This is a genomic window from Streptomyces sp. PTL18 (assembly GCF_059510295.1).
The window spans coordinates 626727-646947 of the sequence record NZ_JCAJZO010000001.1; the positions used below are offsets into that span (position 1 = coordinate 626727).

A 20221-nucleotide genomic window follows, 5' to 3' on the forward strand; every position below is an offset into this window, starting at 1 on the left:
TTCGCTGGGGCTCCATGAAGGAGCGCCGCAGGTCAGCTGATCGAATGGCTGGACCGTGCGGATGGCCGGGCGGTGCGGATGGGCAGCCCGGAGGTGCCGGAAGCGGGGCCGCTTTCGCGGACTGTGCCGACCGCCGCGCTGACGGTCACCGCGGCCGTGACGGCCTCCTCCCGCTCCACCGCCACGGCCGCGCCGGGCAGCCGGCGCCCACCCCGCCGCTGAGGTGGACAGCCGTCACGCGCCTCGGATCGTCGGCGGTCAGCCCTCGCCCACAAGGTCGAGATCGTCACGAGACGCCTTCGGGGTGATCTCCGGAACGGGCCACTCGCGGTTCAGCGGCAGGGAGACGTCCCGCCACCACGGGCGGGTGGGGAGGTCACCGGCCGGCTCGAAGGACTGGCCCGGAACGGGGACGGCGACCGCCTGTCCGACCGCGCCGGCCGCGGCCAGCGTCCACTCCCCCGGTTCCGCCCACGGGTGGGGAGCGAGGTTGAAGGTCCCCCAGTGGATGGGGAGCAGCACACCGCGCGGCTCGCCGCCCTGAAGGTCGAGGTGGGCGCGGGTGCCCTCCTCGGGCGTCATGTGGATGTCCGGCCAGAACTCGGAGTACGCCCCGATCTGGATCATTGTGGCATCGAACGGGCCGTGTGCCGCACCGATGTCCTTGAAGCCGTCGAAGTACCCGGTGTCACCGCTGTGGTAGACGCGGTGCTCGTCGCCCGCCACCGACCATGACGCCCACAGCGTGTGCTGCGCGTTGCGCAGGCCGCGGCCGCAGAAGTGGCGGGCGGGGGTGGCGGTCAGCGTGAGGCCGCCGATCCGCGTCGACTCGTGCCAGTCCAGCTCACGCAGCCGGTCCGCCGGCACACCCCAGCGCTCCAGGTGGGCGCCGACGCCCAGCGGTATCGCGAACGCGGTGTCCGTGTCCGCCAGGGCCTTGATGGTGGGCAGGTCGAGATGGTCGTAGTGGTCGTGGGAGATGACGACGACGTCGACCGGGCCGAGCGCGGCCAGCGGCAGCGGCACCGGGTGCAGCCTCCGGGGCCCGGCGAAGTCGAACGGCGAGCAGCGCTGCCCCCAGACCGGGTCGAACAGCACCCGGTGCCCGTCGATCTCCGCGAGCACGCTGGAGTGGCCCATCCAGGTCAGCCGCAGCCCGCTCGCCGGGGGCCCGGCCAGGTCCGCCCGGGTCGTCGGGTGCACGGGGATCGGGGCGGCCGGGGCACGTCGGGCGCGGTCCTCCTTGCGGAAGTACGTCTTCGCCAGTTCCAGCGTGGACCCGCCCGAGGGACGGGTCCGGGTGCCCTCCCGGTTCACGAAGGCGCCGTCCGCGAAGTGCGGCGATCTGCGGATGCGCGCCAGGCGCTCCCCGCTGGGATCCGCGCCGAAGGCGGGGGGCCGCAGCGCGCGGAGCCCGGAGCCAAGGGGACCGAAACCGGTCACGGCACCTCCAGTGCAGTGGTGAGGCCCTCATTATGGTCGGCCCGTCCGGCGGTCCGGGTCCGGCCCTGTCACAAGCCATGCCCCCGGCCTCCCCGGAACACGGCGCGTTCGCGCGGGCCGCGATGTCACATCCGTGCGCGCCGGTCCGTCGTATCCGGGTGGGCGCTCACCGCCGAGCGCCCGGGAACGACGCACTCGGAGGTGCTTCATGGCCCGTATCTCCCTGACCCCGCGCCGCACGCTCTTCTTCCGTGCCGTGGAGTGGTATTCGAAGCGGACGTACGGCAAGGTGCTGGATCCCGGCAGGGCGCTCGCCCACCACCCGCGGCTGCTGTGGAGCGATCTGCGGTTCGAGCAGTCGGTGGCGAAGTGGAACAAGCTCGACCCGGACCTGAAGGCGCTGGCCGAGATGGCTTCGGCCGCGGCGATCGGCTGCGCCTGGTGCATGGACTTCGGCTACTGGGTGAGCCGGGAGCGCGGTACGGCCCGCGAGAAGCTGGTCGACGTGCCGCGCTGGCGCGACAGCGACGTGTACACGGAACTGGAGCGTGATGTCCTGGAGTACGCCGAGGCGATGACGGCCACTCCGCCCGTCGTCGACGACGCCCTCGCGGCCCGGCTCCTGGGCCGGCTCGGTGAGCCCGCGTTCGTGGAGCTGACGGCGATGGTCGCGGTGGAGAACCTGCGCTCGCGCATCAACGCCGCGCTGGGACTGACGAGTCAGGGCTTCAAGGACTCCTGCGACGTGCCGTCCCTGCAAGGGCGGACGACTTCCGCGCCGTAACGGTCACGCCGGGGCGTGCGGATGCAGCCGGCCTCGCGCCCCTCCCCGTTCGGCCCGGACGGGGAGGGCCGCCCCGAATCGCCGGCGGGGCCGAAGGGAGCCGACCGGTGCACCCATCGGCCCCTCCGGCGTGGGAGGGGAGGAGGACCGAGCCTCACACCGCCTGCGTGATCCGCACCCTGATGTCCTCCGGCGACAGCGTCCCCTTGGCCACCACCCGGTCCCCCGAGGACTCTCCGCGCAGCCGCCGTCCGATCCACGGCACCAGGTACTCGCGCGCCCAGTGGATGTCGTCGCGACGCACCTCGAACGTGCCGCGCGGCGGCAGGGGCGGCCAGGGCTGGTCCGGGTCGGCCGGTACCTCGATGCCCAGAACCTGGCCCGCCCGCAGGGCGACGCGGGTGTGTCCCTCGGGTGAGAGATGGAGACGGTCGTCGTCCCAGGCGCGCCGGTCCTGCACGGACTTGAGCGACCACAGGTCGAGCACCGGGCAGCCGTACCGGTCGGCGATCGCCCGCACATGACCGTTGTAGGTGGCGATCTTGCCGCGCAGATGCTTGAGCACCGGCACGCCCCGTGTGTCGAACCCGGTGGTCACCATCACCGTGCCGACGGCCGACGTCAGGGTGGCGACGGCGCGCTCGAACCGCTCGGCGACGTCGTCGGGGTCGGTGCCCGGCCGGATGATGTCGTTGCCGCCCGCGCAGAACGAGACCAGGTCCGGGGAGAGTTCGACGGCCCTCGGGACCTGGTCCGCCACGATCTGGTCGAGCAGTTTGCCGCGCACGGCCAGGTTCGTGTACCGGAAGTCGCCCTCCGGCCGCCGGTCGGCGAGGAGGACCGCGAACCGGTCGGCCCAGCCGACGAACTGCCCGTCGGGCCCTGGGTCGCCGACACCCTCGGTGAAGCTGTCCCCCACCGCCACGTACGACCCGATCACTGATCTGTTGTCATTCTTCGAATCGTCTGCCACATCGGTCCATGATTCACCTTGGGATGTGAGCTACGCGACCGTAGGCAGGGCTTGACGGGCGGTGAGATAAACCACTCGCCGTATCTGCGCCGATCAGGAATAGGTCGCTGATCAGCGGTGTCGGGCGGGTCACCGGGTGGTCGTCCTGCGGTACGGCTCCTTCGTCACGGTCGGATGCGGCGCAGGCGGACGACCGTCGCGTCGAAGTCGCCCCGCAGCGCGAGCCGCAGCCCGTGATGCAGAAGCACCGCCCCCCGGTGCAGTTCGCCTGTCTCCGGGCATGCGTACGCCGCCGTCGGATCGAGACCGCGCAGCCGCAGCGGGGCGACCGGCTCGCCGTAGTGCTGGGCCTGGAGCCAGGCGAGGACCACGGTTTCGTCACCGAGGACGTACTGCACCGCGCTCAGCCCGCCCGTCGGCGGCCGCAGCCGGTAGAGGTCGCCGCGCTGGACCACGGGCCGGATCTCCTTGTAGAGACCGACCCACTCCTTGGCCTCGGCGAGCTCCTCCTCGGTCCACTGCGCGAGGTCGCCGCCGACACCGAGCACCCCGGCCATGGCGCTGACGAACCGGAAGCGCAGCGAGCTGACCCGCCCGTTGAGCATCGCGTTCGGACTGTCGGTGACCCAGGCGGCCATCACCCGGGCCGGGTGGATCTGGCTGAAGCCGTGCTGGATGGCGAGACGGTCCAGCGGGTCGGTGTTGTCGGAGGTCCACACCTGGTCCGTGCGGCTCATGACGCCCAGGTCGACACGTCCGCCACCGCCCGAGCAGGACTCGAAGGCGACATCGGGGTGGGCGGCCCGCAGCCGGTCCAGCAGGGCGTGGAAGGCGCGCACATGGTCGACCCACAGCCGCTGCGGGTAGGCCTCCCCGGGCCAGCCGGCGTCGGTGAAGCAGCGGTTGAAGTCCCATTTCACGTAGTCGATCGGGGCACTGGAGAGCAGGGCGTCGAGCTGCTCCCACAGGTACTCCTGGACGTCCTCGCGGGCGAGGTTGAGGACGAGCTGGTTGCGGAACTCCGTCCGCTTCCGCCCCGGCTGGTACTGCACCCAGTCCGGGTGTGCGCGGTAGAGGTCGCTGTCCGGGTTGACCATTTCGGGCTCGACCCAGATACCGAACTGCATCCCGAGTGCGTGCACGTAGTCGGAGAGCGGCTTGAGACCGGAGGGGAAGCGGTCGGGGTTGGGACGCCAGTCGCCGAGCCCGGCGCGGTCGTTGGTACGGGCACCGAACCAGCCGTCGTCGACCACGAACAGCTCCACCCCTATGGCCGCCGCCCGCCGCGCCAGCGCCCCCTGCTGCTCCTCGGAGATGTCGAACTCGGTCGCCTCCCAGGAGTTGTAGAGCACGGGCCGGTCCCGGTCCGCGTCCGGGATGACGTACGTCCGCTGGTAGGCGTGCCAGGCGCGGCTGGCGCCGCCGTGGCCGCCGTCGCTCCACAGTCCCGCGAAGACGGGGGTGGAGTACGTCTCCCCCGGTGCCAGGAGCAGCAGGCCCGAGTCGTCGTACCCGGCGCCACCGGTGATCTGCACCCGGGCGTCCGGGAGCTGGGCCACGGCGATCCGCCAGGTGCCCGACCAGGCGAGCGCGCAGCCGTAGACCTCGCCGCTCTCCTCGGTCGCGTCGGTGTCGAGCGCGACCCACGGCAGGTGCTGGTGGCCGGTGTGGCCGCGGCGGCTGCCGATGACCTTCTCGCCGTAGGTGAGGCCGGACCGCACGAGCCGGGACTCGGCCGCCCAGCGGCCGTGCAGGTGGGAGAGCCGCCAGCCGTCACGCCGGGGCAGGGTCCAGGTGGCGGAGTCGGCGCGGAGGAGCTCGGCGGGGGCGGGGCCGTCGTTGGCGAGGGTCACCCAGCGCTCGACGACGTCGCCGCGCATCCGGTGGTGGAGGGTGATCCGGAGCCCGCCGTCGGTGAACCGCAGTCGCAGTTCGTCGCCGTCGGCCTCGTGGGTCTCGAACGCCCACTCGGTGCCGCGACGCTCCTCGCTGCGCACGGACAGGGCGGGGCGTACGAAGCGGGGGCCACCCTCGACCGGGTACTCCTCGAGGCCGTCGAGCGGGGACTCGAAGGGCCGGTACGGCGGTGCCGGCAGGGCCGCGAGCGCCTCGGCGTCGGCGAGGGCGATCCGCGGGCCCCAGTGCAGGTGCAGCAGTGCGTCGTCCTCGGCGAGCCGCAGAGCGTAGCTGCTCGTGGGCCCTGACAGCAGCCAGGCGCGGCCGTCCGCGGCGATCTCCAGCATTCCATACCCCTACAGATTCGAACAAGTACGATCAGGTCCGAACATCATCAGGGCGTGGGGTGCTTTTTGCAATGTCTCGCCGTACCGCGGGGCGCCTGGCATGGACGGTTACCTGACGGTTGCCTCAGTACACGGTGCCGTATCGTCGAGGCGCGGCCCGCCGGCGAGCAGCGCCGGCGGACGGATGGGAGGAGCCCTCGTGACGCAGCAGGTCCCGTCTACCGAGCCCGAGCTGACCGGCGTACGCAACTTTCGTGACGTGGGTGGCCTGCCGACCGTGGACGGGCGGCGGGTGCGCAGCGGAGTACTCTTCCGCAGCGGCCATCTCGCGCACGCGACGGAGCGGGACACAACCTTCCTCGCCTCGCTGGGCCTGCACACGATCTTCGACTTCCGCAACGCGGCGGACAAGAGGCTGGAGGGCCCGGACGTCGAGCTGCCGGGCGTGCGGAACGTCAATCTGCCGCTGACCGACCCGGCGCACGGCGCCGAGTTCTGGAAGATGGTCCGCGACGGCGACCTGGAGCAACTCCGCGCGATCCTCGCCGACGGCAAGGCCGAGAACCGGATGATCACCTCGTACCGCACCATCGTCCGGGAGCGCACCGCCGAACACTCCCAGGTGCTGCGCGCGCTGGCCGAGGACAGCGTGCCCGCGCTGATGCACTGCGCCGCGGGCAAGGACCGCGCGGGGCTGTCGATCGCGGTGACGCTCCTCGCCCTCGGGGTCGAGCGTGACGCGATCGTCGCGGACTACCTGGAGTCGAACGCGAAGCACCGCCGCTACCGGGTGTACCGCAACGGCTCGTCGCCCGACGCGTACTCCCCCGAGGTGATGGAGCTGCTCGGCCCCCTCTTCGACGCGCGCACCGAGTACCTGGCGGCGGCGATGGAGACCGTCGAGGAGACCTGGGGCGGTGTGGACGCCTACCTGGAGAAGGGGCTGCGGATCACACCGGCGGTGCGGGAGCGGCTGCGCGACCGGCTGCTGGACTGAGCCGCGGCCCGAGGTGGGCGCTCACTTCGCGCCCACCTGGAACAGCAGATAGACGAAGGCGGCGAACAGATGACCGACCGCGATGTAGATGATCAGCCGCACCCACAGGCCGCGCGGGAACTTCTCCTCCATGTCGGTCATGGCATCTCTCCGGGGGTGGGACCGACGCACAGCGCGGCGGTCGGGCTCTGCAGCAGGGTGTGGACGAAGAGCAGCTCCGTGCCGTCGGGGTCGGCGGCCGCGAGGCGGTGCGGGGTCAGCGAGTCGAAGTGCGCGCTGTCGCCCGGCGCGAGGACGTGCGCGGTGTCACCGAGGCGCAACCGCAGCCGCCCCTTGAGGACGTACAGCCACTCCTCGCCCGGGTGGACGCGCACGATGTCGCCCTGGGTGCCGTAGGAGACGTGGACCCGCAGGGCCTGCATGCCGCGTCCGGCCCCGCCCGCCTGCCAGTACGTCCAGCCGCCCGCCCGGGTGGGCTCCATGCCGGCGGCGCGCACGACGGCGTCCCGGTCGGCGACGGTCTCGCCCAGCAGTTCGGAGACGGTCGTACCGTAGATGCGGGCGAGCGCCAGCAGCATGGGCAGCGACGGCTGGCGCCGGCCGGTCTCCAGCCGGGACAGGTGCGCGGGCGAGAGCGAGGCGGCACGGGCCGCGGCCTCCAGGGTGAGTCCGGCGCGGCGGCGCAGGGCACGCAGTTGCGGGGCGACGGCGGGCAGACCCTCGGCCGGCCCGTTCTCGGTCCCGGGCTCGGGGTCGGTCTCGGGAGAGCTCATGCCTCCATTGAGCCGGAGCTTTGCCTGCTCGGCAAATTCCTTGCCTCACAGGCAAAAAGCTCCGGCTCGCGTAAGGGTCAGCGGTTCGCCACCGCCTGCTTGACCAGTGTCTTGCCGAAGTCCCACACCAGGCCGCCGCCGTGTGCGTCGTCCATCACCGCGGTGAAGGCGTCCACGAACCGGTCGACGTCCGCCTCGCCGATGATCAGCGGCGGGATCAGCTTGATCACCTCCAGGTGGTCGCCGGAGACCTGGGTGAGAATCCGGTGGCGTTGCAGCAGCGGCACGACGACCATCTGCGCGAACAGGCCCTTACGGGCCGCCTGGAGCATGGCCCAGCGGCTGCGCAGCTTCAGCGAGCTGGGCCGGCCGAACTCGATGCCGATCATCAGGCCCCGGCCGCGGATCTCGCTGAGCATCTCGTACTTGTCGACGAGCTCGGTGAGCCGGGACTTCAGCTGCTCCCCGACGGCCCGGGCGTTCGCGACGACCTGCTCGTTCTCCATCACGGACAGGACGGCGAGCCCGGCGGCCATCGCCTGCGCGTTGGACCCGAAGCTCGCGGAGTGCACGAGCACCCGGTCCATGGACGAGTAGACCTTCTTGAAGATCCACTCCTTGCCGAGGGTCGCGCCGACGGGTACGTAGCCGCCGGAGAGCGCCTTCGCCACGCACACCAGATCGGGTTCGACGCCCTCCTCGTGCCGGTAGGCGTAGAAGTCACCGGTGCGGCCGAGGCCGGTCTGCACCTCGTCCGCGATGAGCAGCGCCTTGTGCCGGTGCAGCAGCTCCTGGGCGGCGCGCAGATGGCCGGGCGGGGCCTCGTGGACGCCCTTGCCCTGGATCGGCTCGACGATGAGGGCCGCCACGTCCCCCTTCTTCAGCTCCCTGGCGAGGGCGTCGAGGTCACCGAGCGGAACGGCGGTGTCGGGCAGCAGCGGGGCGAAGCCGTCACGGAAGCCGGACTCGCCGTTGACGGAGAGGGAGCCGGTGGTCAGCCCGTGAAAGGCGTGGGTGCAGTACAGGATCCTGGGCCGGCCGGTGACGTACCGGGCGAACTTCAGCGCGGTCTCGACCGCCTCCGTCCCGCTGTTGCCGAAGAACACCCGGTCCAGGTGCGGGCTGTGGGCGAGCAGCCGCTCCGCCAGCAGTCCGGGCAGGGGCTGGCAGTCGAAGCGGGTGAGGTCGGCGAGCTGGGCGTCCAGCACGTCGTGGAGCGCCTTGCGGACCACCGGGTGGTGGCGGCCGAGGCCCATCACCCCGAACCCGGCGAGCATGTCCAGGTAGTCGTTGCCGTCCGCGTCCCAGAAGTGGGCGCCCTCGGCCCGCTCATAGACCTTGTCGAAGCCGATGGTGTGGAGCATGCGCGGCAGCTGGTGGTTGAGGTACTTCGCGTGCAGCTCGTAGCGCTCGGCCCCGCGCTCGGCCAGGAGTGCGCCGAGGTCGAACTCCCGTTGCCCGGTGGGGATGGTCATTCCGCGTTCGCTTTCTCCTGGGGCGGTACGTCCTGGGAGAGCACGTCCTGGGACAGCTCTTCCCTGGCAGCCAGGCAGGCGCTGATCCGCCCGGCGATCTCCACGGGCGTGAGGCCGATGTCGGCGAGCACCTCGCTGCGCTTGGCGTGCGCGAGGAACTGCTCCGGGATCCCGAACCGCCGCAGCGGTACGTCGACGTCGGCGTCGCCGAGCGCGAGGGCCACCGCGGAGCCGACGCCGGCGGAGCGGCTGTTGTCCTCGACGACCGCCACGAGCCGGTGCTCGGCGGCCAGGCCCGGCAGCACGGGGTCGACGGGCTTGACCCAGCGCGGGTCGACGACCGTGCAGCCGATACCACGGGCCGTGAGCAGGTCGGCGGCCTGGAGGCAGACGGGCGCCATGACGCCCACGGCGACGAGCAGCACCTGGGGCTCCTCGTCGCGGTGCAGCACGTCCAGGCCGCCCACCCGGCCCACGGCCGGGACCGCCGGGCCCACCGACTCCTTCGGGAACCGGATCAGGGTCGGCGCGTCGTCGACCGCGACCGCCTCCCGCAGCTGGGCCCGCAGCTGGCCCGCGTCACGTGGCGCGGCGATCCTCAGACCCGGCACGACCTGCAGGACGGACATGTCCCACATCCCGTTGTGCGACGGCCCGTCGACGCCCGTGACCCCGGCCCGGTCCAGTACGAACGTGACGCCGCAGCGGTGCAGGGCGACGTCCATCAGAAGCTGGTCGAAGGCGCGGTTGAGGAACGTGGCGTAGACGGCGACGACGGGGTGCAGCCCGCCGGTGGCGAGACCGGCCGCGGAGACCGCCGCGTGCTGCTCGGCTATGCCCACGTCCCACACCCGGTCGGGGAACCGCTCGGCGAACGTGCCGAGACCCACCGGGTGCAGCATGGCCGCCGTGATCGCCACGACGTCCTCGCGCTCCTCGCCGATCCGCACGATCTCGTCGCCGAACACCGAGGTCCACGACGGCGCCTTGGGCGGTACGAGGGGCTCGCAGGTGCGCGGGTCCATCACGCCGACGGTGTGGAAGTGGTCCTCCTCGTGGGCGAGGGCGGGCTCGTAGCCGCGGCCCTTCTCGGTGAGGCAGTGGATGAGGACCGGGCCGTGGAAGCGTTTGGCCCGGCGCAGCGCCGACTCGACGGCCCGTATGTCGTGTCCGTCGATGGGACCGACGTACTTCAGGCCCAGGTCCTCGAAGAGGCCCTGGGGTGCGAACGCGTCCTTGAAACCCTTCTTCGCGCCGTGCAGGGCCTCGTAGACGGTGGGGCCGATGACGGGTGTGCGCTGCAGCACGTCCTTGCCCCAGGCCAGGACCTGCTCGTAGCCGTCGGTGGTGCGCAGGGTGGCGAGGTGGTTGGCGAGGCCGCCGATGGTGGGCGCGTAGGAGCGCTCGTTGTCGTTGACGACGATGATCAGCGGGCGGTCCTTGGCGGCGGCGATGTTGTTGAGCGCCTCCCACGCCATGCCTCCGGTGAGCGCGCCGTCGCCGATGACGGCGACGATGTGGCCCTTCTCCCCCTGCACCTGGCGGGCCTTGGCGAGCCCGTCCGCCCAGCCGAGCGCGGTGGACGCGTGGCTGTTCTCGATGATGTCGTGCTCGGACTCCTCCCGCGACGGGTAGCCGGACAGACCGCCCTTGCCGCGGAGCTTCGAGAAGTCCTGACGTCCTGTCAGGAGCTTGTGCACGTAGCTCTGGTGGCCGGTGTCCCACAGGATGCGGTCGACCGGTGACTCGAAGGCCCGGTGGAGCGCGATGGAGAGTTCCACCACCCCCAGGTTGGGCCCCAGGTGACCACCGGTCCTGGCGACCGCATGGATCAGGAACTCCCTGATCTCCCCGGCCAGTTGATTCAGCTCTGCCTCGGACAGCGCCTTAAGGTCGCGTGGTCCCCGGATGTTCTCCAGAATGGTCACGCCGGGCCCCCTCTCGGTCCGTGCTCTTCAGCTCACGGTGACGGCCGGCGCTCCCGGCCCGACGCCGCCCTTCTCCATCCGCTCGGCGATCCTCATCGCCTCCTCGATGAGGGTCTCCACGATCTTCGACTCGGGCACCGTCTTGACGACCTCGCCCTTGACGAAGATCTGCCCCTTGCCGTTGCCGGAGGCGACCCCCAGGTCCGCCTCGCGCGCCTCCCCGGGACCGTTGACCACACAGCCCATCACCGCGACCCGTAGCGGAACCTCCATGCCCTCCAGGCCGGCGGTGACCTCGTCCGCCAGCTTGTAGACGTCGACCTGGGCGCGCCCGCACGACGGGCAGGAGACGATCTCCAGGCGCCGCTGCCTGAGGCCCAGCGACTGCAGGATCTGGATGCCGACCTTGACCTCCTCGACCGGAGGCGCGGACAGGGAGACGCGGATGGTGTCGCCGATGCCCTGGGACAGCAGCGCGCCGAACGCGACGGCCGACTTGATCGTCCCCTGGAAGGCGGGACCGGCCTCCGTCACACCGAGGTGCAGCGGGTAGTCGCACTGGGCGGCCAGCTGCCGGTACGCCTCGATCATCACGACCGGGTCGTTGTGCTTGACGGAGATCTTGATGTCCCGGAAGTCGTGCTCCTCGAACAGGGACGCCTCCCACAGGGCGGACTCCACGAGCGCCTCGGGGGTCGCCTTGCCGTACTTCTTCAGCAGCCGCTTGTCCAGGGACCCCGCGTTGACGCCGATGCGGACCGGGGTGCCGTGGTCCTTGGCGGCCTTGGCGATCTCCGCGACCTTGTCGTCGAACTGCTTGATGTTGCCCGGGTTCACCCGAACAGCCGCGCAGCCCGCCTCGATCGCGGCGAACACGTACTTCGGCTGGAAGTGGATGTCCGCGACGACCGGGATCTGCGACTTGCGCGCGATGGTGGCGAGGGCGTCCGCGTCGTCCTGCGTGGGGCAGGCGACGCGGACGATCTGGCAGCCCGAGGCGGTGAGTTCCGCGATCTGCTGCAGGGTGGAGCCGATGTCCGACGTGCGGGTCGTCGTCATCGACTGCACCGACACCGGGGCCCCGCCCCCGACCGCCACCGGACCGACCCGGACCTGCCGCGACATACGCCGCTCGGCGACCGGCCGGGCCGGCACCTCGGGGACACCCAGAGGAACGGCGGTCATCACATCACCCGTTGTTCTGCTGGACGGTCTCGCGCATGGCCCGCAGGGACTCCTTCAGGGAGCCCATGGTGGCGAGGACGGCGGTGGGCTCGTAGCCGCAGTGCGCCATGCAGTTGGCGCAGCGCGGATCCTTGCCGCGGCCGTACTTGTCCCAGTCCGTCTTCTCGATGAGTTCGCGGTACGTCGGCACGTACCCGTCGCTCATCAGGTAGCAGGGCCGCTGCCAGCCGAAGAGCGAGTAGTTGGGGATCGCCCACGCGGTGCACGGGAAGTCGACCTTGCCCTCGAGGAAGTCGAGGAACAGCGGCGAGTGGTTCAGCCGCCAGCGGCCGCGGTTGCCGCCCGCGAAGGCCTTCTTGAACAGCTCGCGGGTCTGCTCCACGCCGAGGAAGTGCTCCTGGTCCGGCGCCTTCTCGTAGGCATAGGCGGGTGAGATCATCATCTCGTCCACCTTCAGGTCGTCGTTGAGGTAGTTGAGCACCTCGACGACGGTCTGGGGAGTGTCCGTGTTGAAGAACGTCGAGTTGGTGGTGACCCGGAAGCCGCGCCGCTTGGCCTCCTTGATGGCCTCCACCGCCTCGTCGAACACGCCCTCCTTCGCCACGGACTCGTCGTGCCGCTCGCGCAGGCCGTCGATGTGCACGGCGAACGCGAAGTACGGGGACGGCGTGAACTTGTCCATCTTCTTGCGCAGCAACATGGCGTTGGTGCACAGGAAGACGTACTTCTTGCGCGCCACCAGCTGCCGTACGATCTCGTCGATCTGCGGGTGCATCAGCGGCTCGCCGCCCGCGATCGACACCATCGGCGCACCGGACTCCAGGACCGCTCCCACGGCCTGCGCGACCGGCATGCGCTGCTTGAGCACTCCCGCCGGATGCTGGATCTTGCCGCAGCCCTCACACTTCAGGTTGCAGGCGAAAAGCGGTTCCAGTTCCACGATGAGCGGAAACTTGTCCCGCTTGCGCAGCTTCTGTTCGAAGAGATAGGTCGCCACCTTGATGGACTGGCGCAGCGGCATGGCCATCTGGCTCACCTCCTGGGGAGCAGCAAAGATCGGTGCCATTCAAAGAAAACTGGCAGCACGGCACGAAGAACACGGAAAGCTGATATTCCACCGCGTACGGTGCCGATACGGACGAGTTCATGTTCTGGAGCGTCCACGACCACCCGGACGGCCGCAACCGGGCGCGGCCCGGTCCGCAGCGCGCTCAGGAGCGTGGCCGCGGACTCCATGTCGGCCGCGATCGCGCCGGTCGCGCGCAGTTCCGACCGCTCCTGACCGCGGACGACGTGGTCCGATCCGGTGAGCGGTCCGGTGTGGACAGCGCGCCCGGGGAGGGCGCGCACGAGTTCCTTGACGAGCAGGTCGGTGCCCTCGCACGGGGTGGCGCCCCGCGGGTCCCGGGTCTCCTCGGCGACGACCAGGTCGCCGGGGTGCATCCCGGGGGCGAGTCCCGCGCAGAAGCCGGTGGCCAGGACGGCCGCATGGGCGAACGCGGGCTCCCCGAGCACCCGGGTGACCGAGCGTTCGGCCGCCCGGGGCCCCATACCCGTACGGAGCACGGTGACGGGCCCTTCGGCACCCCACTTGTTCGGTTCGGATGCGGGGCGATGAAAGCCGGTCCGCCTCACGCTGTGGCCGCCGCTGCGCAGGGCGAGGTGCTCGATGCCGAGCGCGCAGGCGATCAGCAGCGGGGCCGGGGCCGGCTTCACGCTCATCAGCTCCCCTCGGCCTTGGCGAAGGGCTCGCCATGGACGTAACGGCCGAGTGCGGTGAGCGGGAAGACCTGCCGGTAGAGGTGGTAGTTGATGGAGAAGTCCCAGGGGAATCCGGTGCCGGTGAAGTACGGCTCGTCCCAGGAGCCGTCCTCCCTCTGGGTCCGGGCGAGGAACTCGATGCCGCGCTCGACGGCCTTGGACTCGCTCTCCCCCGCGGCCAGCAGCGCGAGCAGGGCCCACGCCGTCTGTGAGGCGGTGGACGCGCCCCGTCCGCTCCACTGGCCGGCGTCCCGGTAGGAACGCAGGTCCTCGCCCCAGCCGCCGTCGTCGTTCTGCACGCTCTCCAGCCAGGCGACGGCACGGCGGATCGCCGGATGCGAAGCCGGGATTCCGGCAGTGACCAGGGCGGGCACCACCGAGCCGGTGCCGTAGACGTAGTTGACGCCCCAGCGTCCGAACCACGAGCCGTCGAGCTCCTGTTCCGCCAGCAGCCACTCGATGCCGCGGCGGGTGCGCGGGTCGTGGGCCAGGCCCTCGACCGCGAGCATCTCCACCACGTGCGCGGTCACGTCGGCGGACGGCGGGTCGATGACCTCGCCGAAGTCGCAGAATGGCAGCCGGTTGGGGAACGGGCTGGTGTTGTCGACGTCGAAGGCGCCCCACGCGCCGTTCTTCGACTGCATGCCGAGGTTCCAGCGCACCCCTCGCCCGATGGCCTTCTCCAGCCGGTCCGGGTCGTGGTGCTTGACGCGGCGCAGTGCGAGGACGACCTCGGCGGTGTCGTCGATGTCGGGATAGTTGTCGTTGTGGAACTCGAACGCCCAGCCCCCCGGCGGCAGTTGGGGGCGGCGCACCGACCAGTCGCCGGGCCGGACGATCTGCTCGCCCAGCATCCAGTCGGCCGCCTTGACCAGCTGGGGGTGGTCGGCGGGCAGGCCCGCGTCGGCGAGCGCGATGGTGGCGAGACAGGTGTCCCACACCGGGGACTGGCACGCCTCGATCATGCGGGCGCCGTCCTCGCGCCAGACGGCGAAACGGTCCAGTGACGCGACGCCCTCACGCATCACCGGGTGCTGGAGGTCGTAGCCGAGCAGGTGCAGGGCGATGACCGAGTACACCGCGGGCGGCTGGATCCCGCCCCAGCAGCCGTCGTTCTCCTGCCGCTCGATGATCCAGCGGGCGGCGGTGTTGATGGCGGCTCTGCGCAGCCGGCGCGGTGCGACCTTGCGGAACTGGTGCAGCGCCTTGTCGAGCCGCTGGAAGACACCCTCCCAGCTGGCGACCGGGGCGAGGTCTGTGGCGGGGTTGGGATTACTCGCGTCGGTGTGCAGTTCGTCCAGCGGGAAGGGCGCGGGACGCACCGGGCGCTTGGCGGAGACGATGGTGAGCGGCACGATGGTCTGCCGTGCCCAGCAGCCGAAGTCGTAGATGTTCAGCGGCATCCACTTCGGGAACCAGATGAGCTCCGGGGGAAGTTCGGGCAGGTCATCCCACTTCCACCAGCCGAACAGGGCGAGCCAGATCCGGGTGAAGACGCGGGCGGCGGCGATGCCGCCCTGCTCGCGGACCCAGGCGGACGCCTTCGCCATATGGGGTTCGTCCGGCGCGTCGCCGGCCAGGCGCAGGGCGACGTACGCCTCGACGGTGGCGGACAGCTCGCCGGGTCCGCCGTAGAAGGTGGCCCAGGTACCGTCGTCGCGCTGCTCACCCCGGATGAACAGTGCGGCGGCGTGGGCGGTCTTCTCGTCGAGGATGCCGAGGAACTGACGGAGCAGCAGGTCCTCGGCGTCCATCGTGACGTTGGTCTCGAGGTCGCCCTTCCACCAGCCCTGGGTGTCCTGCTGAGCGAGCAGGAAGTCCGTCGCACGCCGCATGGCGCGCTCGGCGGCCTCTCGAGTGCCCCCGGTCCCGGCCGTCTCCGGGATCGGTTCGCTGGTTTCGCTGGCCGAGGCAGCACGGGGCGGCAGGGCCCCGGGGCTTCCGTCGGTCGTCGCTGTCATGGCTTCCCCTTCGTGCAGTCGTGCGAAATCGTGCTGCTGTGGGTCAGCCGTCGGCCGGTGCACGGGTGCTCGGGGCACCGGCCGGCGACTACGCGAGGTGTATTCGACCGATAGTGATCATCTCTTTCGTACGACGACGAAGTCGGCGAGCGCGGTGAACCGGTCGCGCACCTCCTGGGGCATCCGGACGGCATCCAGGGCCTCGACGGCGATCGCGTGCTGGCGGCGCGCCTCCTGAGCGGTCCACTCGCGGCCGCCGGCCTCCTCGATGAGCGCGGCGCGCGCGGCGAACTCCTCCTCGGAGAAGTTCGCGAAGTCACTGCTCTTGGCATCCTCGGCGAGGAGCTCGCCGAGCCGCTCGGAGGCTTCTCCGCCCGCCGCCAGCGCGGCCACGACCGGCAGGGACTTCTTGCGCTGGCGCAGATCGCTCCAGGTCTGCTTCCCGGTGGCCTCCGGGTCGCCCCAGATGCCGAGGAGGTCGTCGACGGCCTGGAAGGCGAGACCGAGGTGGTAGCCGTACTTCTCCAGCGCGTCGGCGGTCTGGTCGTCCGCACCGCCGAGGACCGCGCCGATGGAGGAGGCGCAGGCCAGCAGGGCGCCGGTCTTGTTGCCCTCCATCTCCAGGCACTCGGCGACGGTGACCCGCTCGCGGTGCTCGTAGGAGATGTCCTGCGCCTGGCCGTCGATCAGGGCGCGGGTAGCGGTGGTCAGCCGACGGGTGGCGCGGCCGGCCTCGACGGTGCCGAGTTCCAGCAGCACCTCGTTGGCCAGGGCGAACAGGGCGTCGCCGACCAGGATGGCCTGGGCGGGGCCGTGCACCTTCCACACGGTGTCGCGGTGGCGGCGCTGTTCGTCACCGTCCATCAGGTCGTCGTGCAGCAGGGAGAAGTTGTGCACCAGCTCGACGGCGACCGCGCCGGGCACGCCCGCCTCGGGGGCCCGGCCGGCGGCCTCGGCGGACAGCAGGGCGAGCGCGGGGCGCACGGCCTTGCCGCCGTCCCCGTCGGCGGGGTTGCCCGCGGCGTCGATCCAGCCGAAGTGGTAGGCGGCGACGGTGTCCATGGGCGGCGCCAGGCGGTCGACGGCCGCCCGCAGCACCGGGGTGGCCAGGGTCCGGCCGCGCTCCAGGAGCGCGGACACGTCCACCGCGGTCCTCGGGGCGGCCGTCTCGGCCGGGGGCACAGTGGGCACGGTCTCTCCTCTTGTTGCGATACCGGGGGTGCGGGGGGCTGCTGCCGGCGATTCGACGCTCATGCCGCCTCCTCGAAGAGATCGGGGAGGTGGGCGCCGGACCGGCCCAGCGCGCCGAGTGCGGCGCCCGCCGCACCGATGCCGCTGCGGACCGCACTCTCCATGGTCGCGGGCCACCCGGTGGCGGTCCACGCTCCGGCCAGGTACAGGCCGGGGGCCTTGGTGCGGGCGCCGGGCCTGAGGCGTCCGACGCCGGGGCCGGGGGCGAACGTCGCCGTGCGCTCCCGGGTCACGAAGAAGTCCTTCACCTGCGCATCGCGGGTGGCCGGCAACAGCCGCTGGAGTTCCGGCAGATAGCGCTCGCGGAGCACGGCGACCGGCTCGTCGATCTCCTCCTGGGCGGCTGACTGCGACAGCGCCAGGTACTGCCCCTCGCGCAGCCCCGAGGCTTCGGTGCGGTCGAAGACCCACTGCACCGGGGAGCCGAGGGCCGCGAAGAACGGGCGGCAGAGCACCTTGCGGTCGTAGACGACATGGATGTTGAGGATCGGGGCGGTGCCGATGTCCAGCAGCCGCCCGGGTGCGTCGAGGGCGCCCGGGGGCAGCAGGTCGTGGGCCTCGCGCTGCGGAACGGCGAGGACGACGGCGTCCGTCTCGATGCGCTCGCCGGGAACCTGAACGCTCCAGAGCCCGTTCTCGTCAGTGGAGATGGAGGTGACGCGTGTACGGACCTCGGTACGGACGCCCGCGGAGTCGAGCGCCCTGCGGGCCAGCCGGTCGTGCAGTTCGCCCAGCGGGACGCGTGCCCAGCCGATGTCGGCCGCGCCCGGGTCGGACAGCAGACCCGTCTTGAACACCATCGCGGCGAGCCCGAGCGAGGCGTCGCCGGCCACCGCGTTGAGGGTGGCGACCCCGACCAGGTCCCACAGTGCCTCCACGGCACGCGCCGACTGACCGTGCGCGGCCAGCCAGCTGCCGAAGTCCTGCGCGTCGAGCGCGGGGTCCGCGAGGTCCAGTGCCCGGAGCGCCAGTGCGGCACGCCCCACGTTGGCGCGCTCGGCGAGCGAGAGGTGCGGATAGGTGGCCAGGCTGCGTCCGAGATGCAGGGGTACGGGCAGCGCGTCGCGCCGCAGTCTGCCGAGCCGCCTGCCCGGTGCGGCGTTCGCGTCGAGGACGGGCACGTCGAGACGATCCTGCAGGGGCGCGAGGGTGCCGGCGTCGATGCGGTCGAGGAACCAGCGGTAGGCGGTGCAGCAGCGCAGGTAGACGTGCTGGCCGTTGTCGACGGTCAGGTCGCCGCGGTGGAAGGAGAACGCCAGACCGCCGAGCCGCGGTCGTCCCTCGAGCAGGGTGACCCGCACCCCGGCGTCGGCGAGCGCCAGCGCGGCCGTGATCCCGGCGAGACCGCCGCCGACCACCACGGCGGACGTCCCGGGGGAGGACGGCACGCCGCGGTGGCCCGAGGTGTCCGCGGCCGGGTCCTCCACCTGGGTGCCGTCGCTCATCGTGCTTCCTCCCGTGCCGGTTCACCGTGGTGCTTGAACGATGCACGGCGGGCCGACGCAGTCAGGGACGCCGCGCCGCACCGGGGGGTTGCCTGCCGCTTTTCGGAGGGGGTGAGGGACGGGACCGGGGTGTCCGTCACACGCGCCTCCTGACGGTTCGTCGGGACACGTTCCGCGCGTCGAGTCCGGACAGACCGCGCACCGCGACGTACGCCTTCTCGCGTCCGGGCAGCGAGACCCGGCCGCGCAGCACGGCCTCCGGGTCGCGCTCGATGCGGTCGAGGAGCCGGCGGTAGATGCCGGCCATGGCGGCGACACAGGCGCCGCTGCGCCGGTCGAGCATGGGCAGGAGCCGGTAGCCCTCGGCGAAAAGGGCACGGGCCCGACGCACTTCGAAGTGCACGAGGCCCGCGAAGTCGGAGCCCTCGGGAGGAGTGGGTCCGCGGAGCCCCGCCGAGCAGCCGAACTTGGCGAGGTCGTCGGCGGGCAGGTAGACGCGCCCGCCCTCGGCGTCCTCGCGGATGTCTCTGAGGATGTTGGTGAGTTGGAGCGCGAGCCCCAGCGTGTCCGCATACTCCGGCGCACGCTCGGTACCGCGCGCCCCCGGTTCCGTGCCGAACACGCCGAGTGAGAGCCGTCCGATGGCCCCGGCCACACAGCGGCAGTAGACCTTCAGGTCGTCCCAGGTCTCGTAGGTCTCGCCGCGCACGTCACTGAGGACGCCGTCGATGAGCTCGTCGAGTCCGCCGAGCGGGATCGGGAAGTGCCGGGCGGCGTGGGTGAGGGCGACCGCGACCGGGTCGGTGTCGTCCTCGGGCACCTCCTCGTCACGGACGCGGGCCAGCAGCGCGCGCGTCTCCTCCAGCCGTGCCGCCTTGACGTCGGCCGCCAGCGCCCCGTCACCGATGTCGTCCACACGCCGGGAGAACGCGTACAGCGCCGACATCGCGCGGCGCTTCGGCGTCGGGAGGAGCCTGATGCCGTAGGCGAAGTTACGGGCCTGCTGCCCGGTCACGGCCTCGCAGTAGCGGTACGCGGCGAGTACCGGTGGGGACACCTGTTCTTCCGACTCCACGGTCCGGATCACCCCTCTCCTCGCAGAGTCACGCCCACCTCGCGCAGCAACCGGAGCTTGCCGGGCTTGGGCGGGCCGGGAAGTACGTCGTAGTGGGCTGCGGCGATCGCGTGGATGGCCGCCCTTCCTCCCGCCACGAAGCCCGCGAGCAGCAGCTTCAGCCTGCCGTGGACGCTACCCACCAAGGGGGCGCCTTCATTCAGGAGACCGCGGGCGCGTTCTGCTTCGTATGCGACCAGTGCGCGCACCGATGCGCCCGCTGTGGGCGTGGCGAGGTCCGCCTCCTGGACGTGGAAACGCTTCATGTCCGCGGCGGGCAGGTAGATGCGGTCGCGACCGAGGTCCTCGGCGACGTCCTGGAGGTGTTCGACGATCTGCAGCGCCGTGCAGATCGCGTCGGAGCGGCGGACCCGCTCGGGAGTGGAGGTGCCGGTCACGGCCAGGACGAGGCGGCCGACCGGATTGGCCGACAGTTCGCAGTAGGCGAGAAGGTCGTCGTACGTCTCGTAGCGCTTGACGAGCTGGTCCTGGCGGTTGGCCGCGATCAGGCCGAGGAACGGCTCGGGGGCGAGGCCGGCGCGCCGGACCGTGGGCTGGAGCCGGCGCAGGAGGGGATGACGGGGTGTCGCGTCGAAGACCCGGCGCAGGTCGGCCTCGAAGGCGTCCAGGAGGGTCAGGCGGTCCTCGGCCTCCTCGGGCGACACGCCGAGCAGGCGGGCGTCGGACCCGCCGGGGGCGAGGTCGCCGTCACCGATGTCGTCGACCAGTCGGGCGAAGCCGTAAACGGCCATGAGGTCCTGCCGCCAGGCCTTGGGCAGGAAGAACGGCGCCACGGGGAAGTTCTCGTCCGCAGCCTTGTCGAGGGTGCCGCGCTCCGGGGCGCCGGTGCGCGCCGTCCCGGCTTGCGTCACCGCTCGCCGCCCGGCG

18 protein-coding genes are annotated in these 20221 nt (G+C 71.5%); 2 read left to right on the forward strand and 16 right to left on the reverse strand.

What is annotated here, in order from left to right; translation table 11 throughout:
* Window positions 1-258: 258 nt before the first annotated feature.
* Complete coding sequence (locus tag AC5WS8_RS02965) at window positions 259-1443, reverse strand: MBL fold metallo-hydrolase (RefSeq protein ID WP_496101645.1); 1185 nt, start codon at window positions 1441-1443, stop codon at window positions 259-261.
* Between the two features lie 208 nt (window positions 1444-1651).
* Here AC5WS8_RS02965 and AC5WS8_RS02970 point away from each other — a divergent pair, with 208 nt between their 5' ends.
* Complete coding sequence (locus AC5WS8_RS02970; RefSeq protein WP_496101646.1) at window positions 1652-2227, forward strand: carboxymuconolactone decarboxylase family protein; 576 nt, start codon at window positions 1652-1654, stop codon at window positions 2225-2227.
* A gap of 154 nt (window positions 2228-2381) precedes the next feature.
* Here AC5WS8_RS02970 and AC5WS8_RS02975 read toward each other — a convergent pair whose 3' ends face one another.
* Together AC5WS8_RS02975 and AC5WS8_RS02980 are read right to left on the reverse strand one after the other, a co-directional pair.
* Entirely contained in the window at window positions 2382-3167 is a 786-nt protein-coding gene (locus tag AC5WS8_RS02975; RefSeq protein WP_496101647.1) for an SGNH/GDSL hydrolase family protein, read from the reverse strand.
* 197 nt (window positions 3168-3364) lie between these two features.
* Window positions 3365-5443 (reverse strand): alpha-galactosidase, encoded by a 2079-nt coding sequence (locus AC5WS8_RS02980; protein ID WP_496101648.1) that lies wholly within the window; start codon window positions 5441-5443, stop codon window positions 3365-3367.
* Window positions 5444-5642: 199 nt separating this feature from the next.
* Here AC5WS8_RS02980 and AC5WS8_RS02985 point away from each other — a divergent pair, with 199 nt between their 5' ends.
* Window positions 5643-6440, forward strand: a complete 798-nt coding sequence (locus AC5WS8_RS02985) for a tyrosine-protein phosphatase (RefSeq protein ID WP_496101649.1) — start codon at window positions 5643-5645, stop codon at window positions 6438-6440.
* Window positions 6441-6461: 21 nt separating this feature from the next.
* On the opposite strand, the gene AC5WS8_RS02990 is transcribed toward AC5WS8_RS02985, so the two are convergent.
* The 13 genes from AC5WS8_RS02990 to hpnC form a co-directional block, all read right to left on the reverse strand.
* Window positions 6462-6581 carry a DUF6126 family protein gene (locus AC5WS8_RS02990; RefSeq protein WP_496101650.1) on the reverse strand — a complete coding sequence of 40 codons (120 nt, stop codon included), beginning with the start codon at window positions 6579-6581 and terminating at the stop codon, window positions 6462-6464.
* Window positions 6578-7213, reverse strand: coding sequence for a helix-turn-helix domain-containing protein (locus AC5WS8_RS02995; protein ID WP_496101651.1), 636 nt, complete (start codon window positions 7211-7213; stop codon window positions 6578-6580). The genes AC5WS8_RS02990 and AC5WS8_RS02995 overlap by 4 nt, the downstream gene beginning before the upstream one ends.
* 77 nt (window positions 7214-7290) lie before the next feature.
* Window positions 7291-8688: an aspartate aminotransferase family protein gene (locus AC5WS8_RS03000; protein WP_496101652.1), complete on the reverse strand. Its 1398-nt coding sequence runs from the start codon at window positions 8686-8688 to the stop codon at window positions 7291-7293.
* Window positions 8685-10616 carry a 1-deoxy-D-xylulose-5-phosphate synthase gene (gene dxs, locus AC5WS8_RS03005; RefSeq protein WP_496101653.1) on the reverse strand — a complete coding sequence of 644 codons (1932 nt, stop codon included), beginning with the start codon at window positions 10614-10616 and terminating at the stop codon, window positions 8685-8687. The genes AC5WS8_RS03000 and dxs overlap by 4 nt, the downstream gene beginning before the upstream one ends.
* A 27-nt stretch (window positions 10617-10643) precedes the next feature.
* Window positions 10644-11801 carry a flavodoxin-dependent (E)-4-hydroxy-3-methylbut-2-enyl-diphosphate synthase gene (gene ispG, locus AC5WS8_RS03010; protein ID WP_496101654.1) on the reverse strand — a complete coding sequence of 386 codons (1158 nt, stop codon included), beginning with the start codon at window positions 11799-11801 and terminating at the stop codon, window positions 10644-10646.
* 4 nt (window positions 11802-11805) lie between these two features.
* On the reverse strand, window positions 11806-12828 hold the full coding sequence (gene hpnH, locus AC5WS8_RS03015; RefSeq protein WP_496101938.1) for an adenosyl-hopene transferase HpnH: 1023 nt from the start codon (window positions 12826-12828) through the stop codon (window positions 11806-11808).
* Between the two features lie 5 nt (window positions 12829-12833).
* Window positions 12834-13523, reverse strand: a complete 690-nt coding sequence (locus AC5WS8_RS03020) for a phosphorylase family protein (RefSeq protein ID WP_496101655.1) — start codon at window positions 13521-13523, stop codon at window positions 12834-12836.
* The gene (gene shc / locus AC5WS8_RS03025; RefSeq protein WP_496101656.1) at window positions 13523-15523 is read right to left on the reverse strand and encodes a squalene--hopene cyclase; all 2001 of its coding nucleotides are present in this window, start codon (window positions 15521-15523) and stop codon (window positions 13523-13525) included. Before shc ends, AC5WS8_RS03020 begins: the two co-directional genes overlap by 1 nt.
* Window positions 15524-15640: 117 nt before the next feature.
* Complete coding sequence (locus AC5WS8_RS03030; protein WP_496101657.1) at window positions 15641-16777, reverse strand: polyprenyl synthetase family protein; 1137 nt, start codon at window positions 16775-16777, stop codon at window positions 15641-15643.
* Window positions 16774-18219, reverse strand: a complete 1446-nt coding sequence (hpnE, locus tag AC5WS8_RS03035) for a hydroxysqualene dehydroxylase HpnE (RefSeq protein WP_496101658.1) — start codon at window positions 18217-18219, stop codon at window positions 16774-16776. Before hpnE ends, AC5WS8_RS03030 begins: the two co-directional genes overlap by 4 nt.
* Window positions 18216-18359 (reverse strand): DUF6380 family protein, encoded by a 144-nt coding sequence (locus AC5WS8_RS03040; protein WP_496101659.1) that lies wholly within the window; start codon window positions 18357-18359, stop codon window positions 18216-18218. The genes hpnE and AC5WS8_RS03040 overlap by 4 nt, the downstream gene beginning before the upstream one ends.
* Complete coding sequence (hpnD, locus tag AC5WS8_RS03045; RefSeq protein ID WP_496101660.1) at window positions 18356-19306, reverse strand: presqualene diphosphate synthase HpnD; 951 nt, start codon at window positions 19304-19306, stop codon at window positions 18356-18358. The genes AC5WS8_RS03040 and hpnD overlap by 4 nt, the downstream gene beginning before the upstream one ends.
* Window positions 19303-20205 carry a squalene synthase HpnC gene (hpnC, locus tag AC5WS8_RS03050; RefSeq protein ID WP_496101661.1) on the reverse strand — a complete coding sequence of 301 codons (903 nt, stop codon included), beginning with the start codon at window positions 20203-20205 and terminating at the stop codon, window positions 19303-19305. The genes hpnD and hpnC overlap by 4 nt, the downstream gene beginning before the upstream one ends.
* Window positions 20206-20221 lie beyond the last annotated feature (16 nt).